Here is a 13,554-nt window from a genome sequence, read left to right as displayed (position 1 = left end):
GACATGGCGCTTCTCGACCTCCAGGGCCTGGAGATGGCTCCGGCCGACCGCACGGGTGGCGGTAGCCGGGCGAGCCTGCTGCTCTGCGGCGACAGCTCGCTCTCCGTCACGACCTGCAACTGATCCAACCGCACACGGGGCCCTGGGCGGGTAGACGTACCCGCCCAGGGCAACCGCGCACCACCGGGAGGGACCGATGTCGGCGTTCGCCACAGGCGACCGGTTGCTCCGGCGCACCTGCCTGGCCGGCGGCGGCTGGACCGCCACACTCGCGGCCGTCGCCCTGCTCGGCGCGACCGCCGAACTCCTGCTCCCCGCAGCCCTCGGCCACGCCGTCGACACCGCCCTCACCGGCGGCTCCGGCTGGTGGACAGCCCGCGCCTGCGCACTCGTGCTCGTCCTCATCTGCGTCGACACCCTCAGCGACCTCGCCACCGGACTCGGCGCGGCACGCGCCACCGCAGGGCTACGCCGCCACCTGCTGCGCCACCTCTTCGCCCTCGACGTCCGCGCCACCCGCCGCCACCCGGTGGGCGACCTCGTCAGCCGGCTGGTCAGCCAAGCCGCCGACGCCGGCCAGGCCGGCAACGCCCTCGTACTGGCGACGGTGGCGATCCTCCCACCACTGGGCAGCGTCGTCGCGCTCACCATCATCCACCCGGCCCTCGGGATCACCCTCCTCGCCGGTCTCGCCGTCCTCACCGTCCTCATGCGAGCCTTCGTCACCGACGCCTCAACCGCGACCGCCAGCTACCAACGGGAACTGGGCGCCATCGCCGGCCGGCTACTGGAATCACTCAACGGCGCCCGCACCATCGCCGCGGCCGCCACCACGCACCGCGAACAGGAACGTGTCCTCGCCACCCTGCCGACACTGAACCAGTACGGCCAACGCGGATGGACCCTGCTCGCCCAGGCAAGCACCCGCACCGCCGCCGTCGCGCCGCTGCTGAACCTCAGCGTCGTCGCCGTCGGCGGATACGCCCTGACCGCCGGCTGGCTCACGCCGGGACAACTGGTCGCCGCCATCCGCTACGCGGCCCTCGGCACCGGACTCGGCGGCGTACTCGCCACACTGAACCACCTGGTCCGCAGCCGCGCCGGCGCGCACCGCATCGCCGAAGTCCTCACCCAGCCCGCCGCACCGACCGGCACCCGACCCCTACCACCTGGCGGCGGCACGCTACGACTCCGCGCGGTCAGCGTGCACACCGACGACGGCCAACCCATCCTGGACCGAATCGACCTCGACGTACCCGCCGGCTGCACCGTCGCCGTCGTCGGCACGTCCGGCGCCGGCAAGTCGACCCTCGCCGCGGTCGCCGGACGACTACACGACCCCGACGCCGGCGACGTACGCCTCGACGGAGTGCCCCTGCGCCACCTCGACCCGGCGGCGCTACGCCGCGCCGTGGGCTACGCCTTCGACCAACCCGTACTGATCGGCGCAACCATCCACGACGCCATCGGGTTGGCGCTACCAACCGAGTCAGCGACACCACCAACCGCCCCGACCCCGGCGGTCCTCGCCGCCACCCGCGCCGCAGCCGTCGACGACGTCGTCGAACGACTCCCCGACGGCTACCACACCCCGCTGGCCCACACACCACTGTCCGGCGGCGAAACCCAACGACTCGGCCTGGCCCGCGCCTTCACCGCCGAACGACTACTCATCCTGGACGACGCCACCTCCAACCTGGACACCGCCACCGAACACCGCATCACCCAGGCGACGACCACACAGACCGACCACCGCACCCGACTCCTGATCACCCACCGGGCCTCGACCGCAGCAGCAGCCGACCTGGTCGCCTGGCTACACACCGGCAGGCTGCGCGGCCTCGCACCACACCACCAACTCTGGACCGACCCGGACTACCGGGCCGTCTTCCAACCGGCAGGCAGCGCGCCGTGACCCACCCCGGCGTACGCCAGGTGACCTGGCGAGCCGTACTGGCCCGCCGACGGGACCTGACCCACCTCGGCGGCTGGTCACTCGTCGAGTCGATACCCGCACTGCTCTCCGGCTACCTGGTCGCCCGCGCCGTGGACGACGGATTCCTGGCCGGGCATCCCGAAACCGGTCTGACCTGGCTCGGAGCCCTCGCCGTCGCCGTGCTGATCGGCGCGGCGGCCACCGGCCGGACATACCGGTGCCTCGGCGCCGTGGTCGAGCCGTTCCGCGACCACCTGGCCACCCGCATGGTCCAGGGGGCGCTCACCGACGCCACCCGAACCGGCGCACACCCGGACAACGCCGCCCTGGCCCGCCTCACCCACCAACTGGAGATCGTCCGCGACACCTTCGCCGGCCTGCTCATGGTCACCCGCGGCTTCCTCTTCTCCGCCGGCGCAGCCCTCCTCGGCCTCCTCGCCCTGGCACCCGTCATGGCAGCACTGGCCGCCGCACCACTGGCCGCCGGCCTGGCCGTGTTCCTCGCCGCACTACCAGCCATGATCGCGCACCAACGCGCCTACGTCCGCACCGGCGAACACCTCAGCCACTCGGCCGCCACCGCACTGACCGCGCACCGCGACGTGCTGGCCTGCGGCGCCCAGACACGCGTGACAACCGACGTCGAACATCAGGTGTCCGCCCAGGCCACCGCGGAACGCACCCTCGCCCGGATGGCCGCGATCCGCAGCCTCAGCCTCGGCATCGGCGGCTGGCTCCCACTGATCGTCCTCCTGATCGCCACACCGTGGCTGGTCGAGCAGGGCCTGACCGCCGGCGCGGTGCTCGGCGCGCTGATCTACATCTCCACCGGCCTGCAACCAGCCCTGCACACCCTGCTGCAAGGCATCGGCGGCGGAGGACTGCGCTACCTGGTCACCCTGGAGAACATCCTGCGCACCTACCCGGAACCCGACGCCCCCCGCCCGACCAGATCCCACCCCCAACCCCGGTCGGCCACCGACCCCACCCCAGCCGTCGAGATCCGTAACCTGACCTTCCGCTACGGCCCACACGCCCGACCCGTCCTGGAAAACCTCTCACTGACCCTGAACCACGGGGACCACCTCGCCGTGGTAGGCCCCAGCGGCGCCGGAAAATCCACCCTGGCCGCCCTGCTCGCCGGCCTGCTACCACCACAGACCGGCACAGTCCACCTGGCCGGCGACCCGGTCACCGGTACCGACCCCGCCGTCCTCGCCCGCAAGCGGGTACTCGTGCCGCAGGAGGCGTACGTCTTCACCGGCCCACTCGCCGACAACCTGCGCTACCTACGGCCCGACGCCGACGACCACACCCTGGAAACCGCCCTCGACGCGCTCGGCGCACGCCCCCTGGCGACCCGCCTCGGCGGCCTCGCCGCGCCGATCACGCCAGCCCTGCTCTCCAGCGGCGAGCGACAACTCATCGCAGCGGTCCGAGCCTGGCTCGCACCCGCCCCACTGGTCATCCTCGACGAAGCCACCTGCCACCTGGACCCGGCACTGGAGGCAACCGTCGAAGACGCCTTCACCCAGCGACCCGGCAGCCTCGTCGTCATCGCCCACCGGATCAGCTCCGCGATCCGCGCCCACCGACTGCTGGTCCTCGACGGCACCGAACCCGTCGCCGGCACCCACGAGCACCTGCTGGAACACTCCACGGCCTACCGGCTGCTCGTCAACCACTGGCAGGAGCACACCACGCCACCCCTGCCCACACCGACACCACCCGGCTGAACCGCCCACCCACACCGGTCAGATCCAGCCCGCCTCACGCGCCACCCGCACCGCCTCCACCCGGGTACGCGCACCAACCTTGCGCACGATCCGACCAAGATGATTGCGGACCGTCCCACTGGTCAACCCCAGCGACACCGCAACCTCCGACACCGGCGCCCCCTCCGCGGTCAACGCCAGCACCTGCGCCTCACGACCGGTCAACGGACCATGCGCGCGCAGCGCCGCGACGACAAGGTCCGCGTCGAGCACCGGCTCCCGTCGAGCGAGCCGGCGAATCCCCTCGACCACCTGCTGCGGAGCGACATCACTGCGCAGGAACCCGACCATCCGTGTCCCGCAGCGCATCGCGCGCAGCCGCCCCGCCCGGCGCGGATGAGCCAACACCAGCATCGGGCAGCGGCCAAGACGGCTGGCATCGACCGCCTCGACGAAATCCAGGTCAGCCACCACCACGTCGGGACGTTCGTCCCGCACGGCCTCGGGAACCGCGTCACCCCGGTCCACCTCCGCCACCACCCGGATGTCGTCCTCGGCGGCAAGGACAAACGACAGCGCGCCCAACACCAGGGCACTCTCCAACGCGAGCAGGGTACGGATCATCACGAACCTTTCCGTGCACCCCATGGCAATCACTCATCGTCAGCATTCAAACACGCATCCGGCGTACCCGCACGGCGGGGGAGCGGGCCCGGTCGAACCACCGGACCCACCCCGTCAACAGCTACAACCAACCGTCACGCCGTGCCCGCCACACCGCCTCCAACCGGTTACGCGCACCGGTCTTGGCGAGAATCGCCGACAGATGGTTACGCACCGTCCCATGCGCCAGATGCAGGCGGACGGCGATCTCCTTCGAAGGCAGACCCTCGGCGGCCAGCCGCAGCACGTCCAACTCCCGGGGCGTCAACGGACTCTCCGCGGGCCACAACACCGCCGCCGCCGCGCTCGGGTCGAGCGCCCGCTCCCCGGCGGCGACCGTCCGGATCGCCCGCACCAACTCCGGCAGCGAACCATCCTTGCCGACCAGACCCCGAGCACCGGCCGCCAACGCCGCCTCCACCAGCGTCGGACTCCACCGAGGGCTCATCGCCAACACAGCAACCTCCGGCGCCTCCACACCGATGCGGGTCACCACCTCCACCGGATCGGGCAGATCCGGCGTCAACGCGAGCACCACCACCTGCGGACGGCACCGCAGCACCACCTTCACCACATCGCCGACACCCTCGACATCGGCGACAACCCTCATGTCCTCCTCACCCGACAGCGCGGCGCTCAGCGCCCCGCGCAGCAAACCCATGTCCTCGGCGACAACAACGTGGATCACCACGTCTCTCCGATCTCAGGTGCGCGTCAGACGGCCACCCACCCCGGACAACCCACAGGGCACAGCGCAGCCGGCCACGCGCGACGGACGGACAGGCATCGACCCGAAGCGCCGTCACCTACCGACGGGCACGGGCACCAATCGGCCCAACGGTCGGCCTACCGAAGCAGACAAACCCCACGACCGATCCAGCCCACGTCACCCAGGGCGCGCATTCACCGACGAGAAACCGACCCCCACCACGAGAGGCGCCACATCGAAGACCTGTTCAGAGCACGTGGCCGACGGCCGGGCCGTCGGCAACACCGCTCCCGACCCAGGCGCCGACCTGTCGCTCGCGCCGGCGGCATCCTGGTCGGGCGGCGCGACCGGCCACACCGGAGTGCCCGCCGGGGCGGGCACCGAACCTGACCACCCGGCACCGCGCCCGACCGACACCACGCCGCTCACCGCCTCCACAGCGGACACCGACATCGGCGTGGCCGGCGGCACCACGGCGCGTACCGGGACGAACGTCGGATGCACCGGCATCATCCCCACCAGGGCCGGCACGACCCCACCCGGCGCGTCGGACACCGTGACCGGAGCCCACCCCGGCGTCAGCGGCACCGGCGCGGGCCGCCGCGGTGACGCCGGAACGACCACGTCGCCGAGACCGGCATCGACGACCCGGCCGAGCACGGCGACGACAGGCCCGACGGTCGCCCTGAGCACGACGCGGACGGCGTGCGACGACCGATCGACGACCATCCCCACCGTCGAGGACACGACGGGAAGCGCAGCCGACAGCAAATGCCGGACGGAACCCACGCCCACCGCAGTGTGGTCGGGGCTTCCAGCCGCGGGGGGCAATGCACCGGTCGACGGTGGTGCCGGGATGGTGGCCGGACGGTGACGGGTGCCAGCGGCCGTCTCCGATCGGGAACGCGGCAGGCGTTCTCGACGCTGCGCCACGTCCGGGTCGACGCCGCGCGCCACGTCCGGGTCGACCCGGGGGAGCGCCGCCGACCGGGACGAGCGCCCGACGCCCACCGACCCCGCCGACGGTGTCGGTGGGCGGACGCCGGCAGGGGAGACGACCTTGCTGATGCGGGTTGGCGCGTCGAGGCGAACGTCGCCGACGGTCACGACCTGCTGACGGCGGCGCTCGGGAGCCTCACCCTGCGCGAATCGGACGACGCGCTCGACCAGGACGCCGGCCTGCTGATGACGCTCGCCGCCGGCAGCGTCGCGACGCCCGTCGGCGGCGGCCGGCTCCTGCAACAGGAGGGCCACCACGAAGCCGGCCCCGACGGCAGCCAGGACCAGTGCCCACCGTCGGGCGAGCATGCGAACGCGGTTGGTTGCGAGCAGGACGATGTGCCTCGGCGCGGGCGTGGACGCGGTTCCACTGGCGGGACATCGCACGCGGACACGACCCCTTCGCATCGGATTGCTGACTCATCGTAGCGAGATGGACGCAGGAACGCATCCCGCGATCCTTCGATCACCGTCCGTCTCCGGTGGCCGGTTGGCCCACACGCTTGCTCCGCAACCACGCCGTCCGATCAGGCCCAATCCGACGTGGAGCGCGATTCGATAATGCACATTATGTAAAGTAACGCGATCTGGTGGTCCCCTCGACCGCGGTCATTCGCGTGTCAGTCCGGGCGGGAGCGCGTCCTCGTCCGGGCCGACGAGGCGGGCGTTGACCAGCGGATTGCGCCGCAGACGTGCGACCACAGCGGCGCTGCCACCGACGTCGGTCCAGGTGTCGTCCCACAGCGCGGAGACGAGCCAGGTGCGATCCGTCGGGAAGAACAGATCCGGCAGCGGACCGTCGCCGCGCATGTGACCGGTCCGCCAGGCCAGGGCCTGCTCGGGGCCGGCCTCGACCAGGACGTAGGGATAGTCCCAGTAGAGCGAGACCCTCGGCGCGTGTGGAAAGACGACGTCGTGAGCGCCGGTGTCGAGATAGCCCAGCCACCAGGGCTGGTCCGGGGTGCACGCGACCAACTCGTCCACCACGGCACGTTCGTGGGCGGCGAAACCGACGCCGTCGGGCGGATAGAAGGTGGCGTACGCGTCGAACACCGGCGGGATCGCGGCGGTGATCGAGAGGCCCGGTGTGGTCTGCCCGGCGAACCAGGCGACGTCGCCGGCGGTGCCGATCCGCCAACTGCGCCCGTCCTTGTCGACCTCTTTGAGTGGCGTCACGGTCGATGCGTCCGCGCCGGGCTGCCTGATGAGGCCCGGCGACGCGTAGCGAGCCCACCCGGGTCGTCCGGCGGCCCGCCACTGGTGCCCTTCGGGGCAGATCAGATCCGTCGGGCCGCCCGGCTCCCGGTAGACGGTGGCCGTGCCGGGCCGACCACAGCGCGGGCAGGTCGTGACGGGCGACGTCATGCCGCGCAGGATACGTGTTCCCGATCGACGCCAGCCGTTGTCACGCGAACCGGCCGACACGTCGAGGCTGGTGGACGCCGACGGTCCGTCGTGTTGACCGTTGTCGCGGACACCCGAGCGGCGGTGCGTGTCGGCCGGCATCTGGGCGCCTTGCGCCTGTAAAGGTGCCCCATGGATGGGGCACGCGAACGTCCGGTGCGGGATCGCCAGCTCGACACCTTCGACGCAGTGCGCGGGCGACAACCCAGGTGCGGTGCCGACGACAACCCAGCTGCGGTGCGGACGACACTTTCGGTGCGGTGCGGAAAGGCCACCGCTGGAGGACGTCGACAGCGTCGGGGCCAGAATCGTCGTCGGGTACGCCGATACGTTCAGGTGGTCAACGTCTGCCCCACATCCGGGGCAGGTCTACAGGTGCCCACGGGCAGGGTCGATGCCTCCCTCGTCAGGTGGGTCTGCTCCCCCTCGCCTGACGCCTGCCACCGGCGCCTTCCGGAAACCTGAAAATGCTGCATAATATCCCTTATGCATGACAAACAGGACGAATCGCTCGTGGTGTTGATCGAGGAGTTCCTGACCGCCCGGGCCACTCGCAAGCCCTCCCCCCACACCCTGGCGGCGTACCGGCGGGACCTGCTCGCGGTGGCGGCCCTGGTCGCCGAGGATGCCGCCACTCCCCTCCCCCTGGGCGCGCTGTCGATCACCGAGCTCTCCCCCAGGGTGATGCGGGCGGCCTTCGCCCGGTTCGCCGCGCCCCGGGCGCCCGCGTCGGTGCACCGGGCCTGGTCCACCTGGAACAGTTTCTTCACGTTCCTGGTGGCCGACGGGGTCGTGGCCGGTAACCCGATGCCGGCGGTCGGGCGACCTCGGGCGCTACTCCCCCAGCCGAAGCCGCTGCGGGGCGCGGACACCCCCGAGGTGCTGCTCGCGTCCGCCGCGCGCGACGAGGGTCGGCAGCGCGACCCGTGGCCGGAGCGGGACGTCGCGGTGTTGGCGGTGGCGCTCTGCGCGGGGCTGCGCCTGTCGGAGTTGCTGGCGTTGCGGGTCGGCTCGCTGGGTGGTCGGCCTGGTGAGCGGCGGATCGAGGTGCTCGGGAAGGGTGGCCGGCCCCGGGTGGTGCCGATCGAGGCGGATCTGGACCGGGTGCTCGTGGACTACCTGGACAGTCGGGCGCGGCGCTTCGGTTCGCGGTCGGTACGCCCCGACTCGGCGTTGCTGGTGGATCGGCGTGGTGAGCCGTTGCGTCGGGGTGGGCTGCAGTATCTCGTCGAGTCGTGTTTTCGGCGGGCGGGTATCGGTGACCGGGTGCCGCGGGGCGCGCGGTTGCACGCGTTGCGGCACACGTTCGCGACGCGGTTGGCCGAGGACGGGGCGAGCGCGGCGGAGATCATGCGGTTGTTGGGGCATGCGTCGTTGGCGTCGTCGCAGACGTACATCGAGGTGACGGCCGGGCAGCAGCGCGACGCGGTGCGCGCGAACCGGACCAACCGCGCGCTGGCGGCTCTGGTGCCGGTGAACCAGGAGTGAGCGCGGTCAGTGTGCTGGGTGGTCGCTGTCGTTGGCGGTGGTGGGCAGTGGGCCGAGGACCGCGTTGATGATGTGGATGCGCGTGTCGGTGGCCTGGTAGTCGGCGCAGACGGCGTCGGCGCGGTCGGCCAGACGGACGGTGGGGCCGTTGCGGGTGATGGTGACGGTGGTGCCGTCGACGGTGGTGGCGGTGCCGGTGTTCGCCAGTTCGCCGATTGCGTGCGTTCCCTCGATCAGGTGTGCCTTCAGCAGGGTGCGCACCTGGTCGGTGTGGCGGGCCATCAGGTCGTCCCAGTTGTCCTCGGAGAACTTGGCGGCGAAGGCGTCGTCGGAGGGGGCGAGGATGGTGACGCCGGTGCCGGCGGGCAGGTCGGTGAGGACTCCGCTGATGCGCAGGGCCGCTTCGAAGGTGGTGAGGGTGGGGATCCACCGCAGCGCCTGGTCGGCGGGTTGGCTGGCGAGGAAGGTGGGGTTTCCGGGGTCGGTGCCGGTCGGTAGGGCGGCGCAGAGCGGCCCGGTGACCTGGGGTGTGTCGGCCGGTGCTGCGGCGTCGGTGTGGGGTGTCGCGGGGCTGCTGGTGCAGGCGGCGAGCAGCAGTGTCGGCGCGAGGAGCCCGAGGGTACGCAGTCGGGGGCGTCGTGGTGGGGTGGCGGGTTGCGACACGGCGGCCTCCACGGTTTCGGGTTGGTGGGTGGGGATGTGCCGGCGGCGCGGGTCTCGAACCCGCGCCGCCGGCAGTTCGGTTCGGTCAGGTGGCCGTCACAGTGCCGCGCACTGGGTGGTGCGGGGGCCGTGCACGGTGTTGGCGACGCCCAGGTTGGTCGGGGCGGGGCTGTTGGCCGTGCAGTTGAGCGGGCCGCGGATGGTGTTGCCGGCCAGCAGGGGTACGTCGGTGCCGGTGGTGTTGCCGGTCAGGCTGACCGGGCCGGCGATGGTGACGTCGATGACGGAGACCGCGTTGGTGGTGTTCGCGATCTGGACCGGGCCGTTGATGGTGCTGTCGGCGAGGAGGATGCCGGCGGCGCCGGTGGCGGTGACCGGGCCGCTGATGGTCGTTCCGGTCGCGACGAGTGCCGCGCCGGCCCGGACGGTGACCGGGCCGTTGATGGTGGCGTCGGCGGCGCAGGTGAGGCCGGAGACGGTCAGTGGGCCGTTGCGTCGGCCGGTGAGGGTTGGGTAGACGCGTTCGCCGTCGGTCAGCTTCTCCACGCCCTTGGTGTCGAGCAGGAGCGGGATGAGGCCGCGTTCGGGTTGGTTGAGGGGGACGTAGTAGCCGTCCGCGGTCTTGATGACCTTCCAGCCGTGTGCGGCGATGCGCTGTGCGACGGTGGTGCCCACGCCGCCGGGTCCGTCGGTGCGGGTGCCGTTGTACTGCTCGTCGGTGAGTTTGTAGGCGCATGGGGCGTTGTCGAGGATGAGGTCGGCGTGGGGCGCGTCCAGCGGTGGCGGGTTGTCACCGGGGTGCGGGGCGGGGTGGGCCGGGATGGGTCGGGAGCCGCGGAAGACGAGGCGGCCGGTGTTGGCGGCCTGGATCTGGATGGACTGGGCGCGGGAGTTGAGGATGTCGCCGCGGTCGGCGCGGTGGTAGTCGAGGAACTGGTGGAAGGTCCACAGCGCGGAGTAGGTCTTGCGGCGCCGGTTGTTGGCGGTGTTGCCCTCGTCGGGTCGGGTCTGGCCGCCGGAGCTGCGCAGTTCCAGGAGGGAGTTGGTGACGTTCTTGAGGCCGAGGGTGTTGCGCAGGATGGTTTCCTCGCTGAGGCCGACGTTGCCGCCGCCTTCGCAGCCGTAGGGGCAGGCCCACCAGCCGGCTTCGGCGCCGTTGGCGTACATGTGGTCTTCGATCATGTCCTGGGACTGGTCGAAGATGGGTTGGGCGACGTTCTGGTGCCGTGGTGGCAGCATCGGCAGGTCTCCGGCGCGGGAGTTGCCGTACTCGTGGCCGTCGTAGCCGGCGACGGGTCGGTAGTCGCGGACCATTTTGATGTACGCGGCGGTCTCGGGCTGGCGGATGAGCGAGTAGTCGCGGTTGAGGTCCTGGCCGGTGGAGTTGCCGCGGGTGTTGTTGGCCCGGCCGTCGCCGTTGATGGTGGGGACGATCAGGACGGTGGTGTGGCTGAGCAGGTCGGTGATCCGGGGGTCGGTGCTGAAGGCGAGTTGCCGGGCCATGATGAGGCAGGCTTCGCGGTCGCCGGGTTCGTTGCCGTGCACGTTGCAGTTGATGGCCACGGGTGCGGTGGCGGCGACGGCTGCGGGGGTGGCGGCCGGGGTGGGGTGGCCGATGACCATCATGTTGATGGGTCGGTTCTGGACGGTGCGGCCGAGTTCGACGACGCGGACGCGGTCGCTGAGGGCGTCGATGGCGGCGGTGTAGGCGTACTCGTCGGTGTCGCTGGTGTATTGCGCGGCCTGGGTGGTTTCCCAGCCGGTGCGCAGTTGTTGGCCGGGGGTCGTGGGGTTGCCCCAGGGTGCGGTGGTGGTGGCGACGACCGGGTCGGAGTAGGGCTGTTCGGTGGTGCCGACGCGGGCGCGCACGCGCCATTGGAAGGTGTCGCCGGGGTTGAAGCCTGCGTCGGCGAAGGTGGGTGCCTGTTGGTTGATCTGGCGGTTGGGTCGCCAGACGCCGACGATGGTGGGTGCGCCGGTGGGGGTGCCGTTGGCGTCGACGGCGGTGCGTTCGATCTGGTAGTCGGTGGCGTCCTGGACGGGTTGCCAGGCGAGGGTGGCGTATCCGTCGGCTTGGCGGACGGTGAGGGTGGTGACCTGGTGGGGTTCCGCGGCGGCGCGTTGGGCGTTGGCGGGGGTGGGTGCGGTGGTGAGGGTGAGGGTGAGGGCGATGAGGGTTGACACGGCGATGAGGGTGGGTCGCTGACGTCTCATGTGGCCTCCGACGAGGTGATCGTGGCGCGTGTCGACCAACATGATCGTCGAGATCCGTCGATGCAATGATCTTGAGGGAATCTTGCGACTCGGTGGTGCGCTCCCCCGGCCTCGTCAGGCGGTGACGGTGGTGGGTTCGCCGGGGGTCAGCCAGCGGATGCTGTCGCGTACGGCGGGTGGCGCGTCGTGAAATGCCCGTTCGACGGCCTCGCGGGGTTCCTGGAAGTGCTGCCAGCCCTCGTAGTGCACGGGGATCGCGGTGTGGGGTCGGAGTGCGGCGCACAGTTGTGCGGCCTGGCGGGCGGTCATCGAGTAGCGCAGTGGTCCGGTGACGGGGAACCGTACGCCGCCTAGGTGCAGGAGCACGGTGCCGATCGGGATGCGGGTGGCGGCGGCGCGTACGCGGCGGGTGAGCACGGTGTCGCCGGTGATCCAGAGCGCGCCGTGTTGTTGCCCGGCCCAGCGCAGGGTGAAGCCGATGACGTCGCCGACGAGGGGGCGGCTCAGCGGTGGGCCGTGCCGGCAGGGGGTGGCGGTCACCTCGATCGTCGGGCGTTCGGGGTGTGTGAGTCGGGTGGTCTGCCCGGGGTGCAGGCCGTGGGTGCCGTTGCCGAGCCGGTGCGCGCCGGACGTGGTGGTGAGCACGGTGTCCACGCTGGTCAGCAGCGCGCGGCCGGTGTCGTCGAGGTTGTCGCCGTGGTGGTCGTGGCTGAGCAGGACCGCGTGGATCGGCCCGAGGTCCGTGGTGCGGACGGCCGGGCCGGTGACCTTACGCGACGAGGTGCCCCAGCCGAACGTGTAGCGCGCACCGGGTGGGTCGAACGTCGGGTCGGTGAGCAGCCGCCACCCGCCGACCTCGATGAGGGTGGTGGGGCCGCCGATGTGGGTGATCCGCAGCGGGGCGGTGTTCATCGTGCGTGGCGCAGGGCCCAGTCGAGGGCGACGTCGGCGATGCGCTGCCAGCCTTGCTGGGCGGGCAGCAGGTGGGCGTACCCCTCGAAGAGCTCGACCTCGGTGATGGTGTCGCCCTTGTAGTGCGCGGCGTTGGAGCGTTGCACGCTGGGCGGCATGATGTGGTCCTCCGAGCCGGAGATGAACAGCAGCGGCGCGCGTTGGTCGTTGTGGTAGTCGACGGCGATGTCCTGGGGGCCGGGTAGCAGGTTGGCCAGGACGCTGTCCCAGAGGATGCCGCCGGCGGCGGGGATGGCGTAGCGCTCGTACAGGGCGCGGGCGGTGGGTTCGTCGAAGGTGTTGGTGAACGCGTAGTTCCACTGGTCGAAGGTGAACCCGACGGCGCGGTGCCGGTTGGCCGGGTTCTTCAGCACCGGGAAGGTGGAGCGCAGTTGGGAGAAGGGGATGTTCCTGACGCCTTCGGTGGGTGCCGAGTTGAGGGCGACGGCGCTGGTGCCGTACCCGCGGTCGAGCAGCACCTGGGTGAACGCCCCGCCGGCGGAGTGGCCCATGATGATCGGCGGCTTGGGTAGCGCGGCGACCACCGCGGACAGGTGCGCGATGATCTGCGGCGCGGTCAGCGTCTCCAGGGGGCTGGGGTCGGCGTTGATCGCCTCGACCTCGCCTTCCAGCCCGGGGTAGGTGGGGGTGAGCACCTGGAAGCCCTTGGCCTGGTAGTGGGTGACCCAGTGTTCCCAACTGCGGGGGGTGACCCAGAACCCGTGGATGAGGACGATCGTGTCCGGCGTGTCGCTCATGTCAGCTCCGTGGATGTCGGGGGTGGCGATGGCGCAACGGCGGTGGTGTCGGTG

At 71.3% G+C, this 13,554-nt stretch carries 12 protein-coding genes; 4 read left to right on the top strand and 8 right to left on the bottom strand.

Going from position 1 to position 13,554, the window contains the following annotated elements:
* Positions 1-3 precede the first annotated feature (3 nt).
* The 3 genes from ABGB10_RS11650 (at position 4) to ABGB10_RS11640 (ending at position 3,672) form a co-directional block, all read left to right on the top strand.
* Positions 4-123 carry a SapB/AmfS family lanthipeptide gene (locus ABGB10_RS11650; RefSeq protein WP_013734295.1) on the top strand — a complete coding sequence of 40 codons (120 nt, stop codon included), beginning with the start codon at positions 4-6 and terminating at the stop codon, positions 121-123.
* Between the two features lie 73 nt (positions 124-196).
* The gene (locus ABGB10_RS11645; RefSeq protein WP_347660882.1) at positions 197-1,915 is read left to right on the top strand and encodes an ABC transporter ATP-binding protein; all 1,719 of its coding nucleotides are present in this window, start codon (positions 197-199) and stop codon (positions 1,913-1,915) included.
* Positions 1,912-3,672 carry an ABC transporter ATP-binding protein gene (locus ABGB10_RS11640; RefSeq protein WP_347660881.1) on the top strand — a complete coding sequence of 587 codons (1,761 nt, stop codon included), beginning with the start codon at positions 1,912-1,914 and terminating at the stop codon, positions 3,670-3,672. The genes ABGB10_RS11645 and ABGB10_RS11640 overlap by 4 nt, the downstream gene beginning before the upstream one ends.
* 18 nt (positions 3,673-3,690) lie before the next feature.
* On the opposite strand, the gene ABGB10_RS11635 is transcribed toward ABGB10_RS11640, so the two are convergent.
* The 4 genes from ABGB10_RS11635 to ABGB10_RS11620 form a co-directional block, all read right to left on the bottom strand.
* On the bottom strand, positions 3,691-4,275 hold the full coding sequence (locus ABGB10_RS11635; protein WP_347660880.1) for a response regulator transcription factor: 585 nt from the start codon (positions 4,273-4,275) through the stop codon (positions 3,691-3,693).
* A gap of 121 nt (positions 4,276-4,396) precedes the next feature.
* Positions 4,397-5,002 (bottom strand): response regulator transcription factor, encoded by a 606-nt coding sequence (locus tag ABGB10_RS11630; RefSeq protein WP_347660879.1) that lies wholly within the window; start codon positions 5,000-5,002, stop codon positions 4,397-4,399.
* Positions 5,003-5,200: 198 nt separating this feature from the next.
* Positions 5,201-6,331, bottom strand: coding sequence for a hypothetical protein (locus ABGB10_RS11625; RefSeq protein WP_347660878.1), 1,131 nt, complete (start codon positions 6,329-6,331; stop codon positions 5,201-5,203).
* 300 nt (positions 6,332-6,631) lie between these two features.
* Positions 6,632-7,387 carry a hypothetical protein gene (locus ABGB10_RS11620; protein WP_347660877.1) on the bottom strand — a complete coding sequence of 252 codons (756 nt, stop codon included), beginning with the start codon at positions 7,385-7,387 and terminating at the stop codon, positions 6,632-6,634.
* 525 nt (positions 7,388-7,912) lie between these two features.
* On the opposite strand from ABGB10_RS11620, the gene ABGB10_RS11615 reads away from it, so the two are divergent.
* Positions 7,913-8,914: a tyrosine-type recombinase/integrase gene (locus tag ABGB10_RS11615; protein WP_347660876.1), complete on the top strand. Its 1,002-nt coding sequence runs from the start codon at positions 7,913-7,915 to the stop codon at positions 8,912-8,914.
* A gap of 6 nt (positions 8,915-8,920) precedes the next feature.
* Here ABGB10_RS11615 and ABGB10_RS11610 read toward each other — a convergent pair whose 3' ends face one another.
* The 4 genes from ABGB10_RS11610 to ABGB10_RS11595 form a co-directional block, all read right to left on the bottom strand.
* Positions 8,921-9,577, bottom strand: a complete 657-nt coding sequence (locus ABGB10_RS11610; protein ID WP_347660875.1) for a fasciclin domain-containing protein — start codon at positions 9,575-9,577, stop codon at positions 8,921-8,923.
* Between the two features lie 96 nt (positions 9,578-9,673).
* Positions 9,674-11,761: a M14 family zinc carboxypeptidase gene (locus ABGB10_RS11605; RefSeq protein ID WP_347660874.1), complete on the bottom strand. Its 2,088-nt coding sequence runs from the start codon at positions 11,759-11,761 to the stop codon at positions 9,674-9,676.
* Between the two features lie 144 nt (positions 11,762-11,905).
* Positions 11,906-12,703 carry an MBL fold metallo-hydrolase gene (locus tag ABGB10_RS11600; RefSeq protein WP_347660873.1) on the bottom strand — a complete coding sequence of 266 codons (798 nt, stop codon included), beginning with the start codon at positions 12,701-12,703 and terminating at the stop codon, positions 11,906-11,908.
* Positions 12,700-13,500, bottom strand: coding sequence for an alpha/beta hydrolase (locus tag ABGB10_RS11595; protein ID WP_347660872.1), 801 nt, complete (start codon positions 13,498-13,500; stop codon positions 12,700-12,702). The genes ABGB10_RS11600 and ABGB10_RS11595 overlap by 4 nt, the downstream gene beginning before the upstream one ends.
* Between the last annotated feature and the right edge of the window lie 54 nt (positions 13,501-13,554).

Origin of the sequence: Micromonospora sp. B9E7, from assembly GCF_039871815.1 — a bacterium.
Classification (GTDB): domain Bacteria; phylum Actinomycetota; class Actinomycetes; order Mycobacteriales; family Micromonosporaceae; genus Micromonospora.
Note: the sequence above shows the minus strand (reverse complement) of the source record. Positions and strands in the feature narration are given on the sequence as shown.

Coding starts and splice junctions, on each gene's coding strand:
- ABGB10_RS11650 (WP_013734295.1), top strand. CDS start 4: ATGGCGCTTCTCGACCTCCAGGGCCTGGAGATGGCTCCGGCCGACCGC.
- ABGB10_RS11645 (WP_347660882.1), top strand. CDS start 197: ATGTCGGCGTTCGCCACAGGCGACCGGTTGCTCCGGCGCACCTGCCTG.
- ABGB10_RS11635 (WP_347660880.1), bottom strand. CDS start 4,275: ATGATCCGTACCCTGCTCGCGTTGGAGAGTGCCCTGGTGTTGGGCGCG.
- ABGB10_RS11625 (WP_347660878.1), bottom strand. CDS start 6,331: ATGCTCGCCCGACGGTGGGCACTGGTCCTGGCTGCCGTCGGGGCCGGC.
- ABGB10_RS11620 (WP_347660877.1), bottom strand. CDS start 7,387: ATGACGTCGCCCGTCACGACCTGCCCGCGCTGTGGTCGGCCCGGCACG.
- ABGB10_RS11615 (WP_347660876.1), top strand. CDS start 7,913: ATGCATGACAAACAGGACGAATCGCTCGTGGTGTTGATCGAGGAGTTC.
- ABGB10_RS11600 (WP_347660873.1), bottom strand. CDS start 12,703: ATGAACACCGCCCCGCTGCGGATCACCCACATCGGCGGCCCCACCACC.
- ABGB10_RS11595 (WP_347660872.1), bottom strand. CDS start 13,500: ATGAGCGACACGCCGGACACGATCGTCCTCATCCACGGGTTCTGGGTC.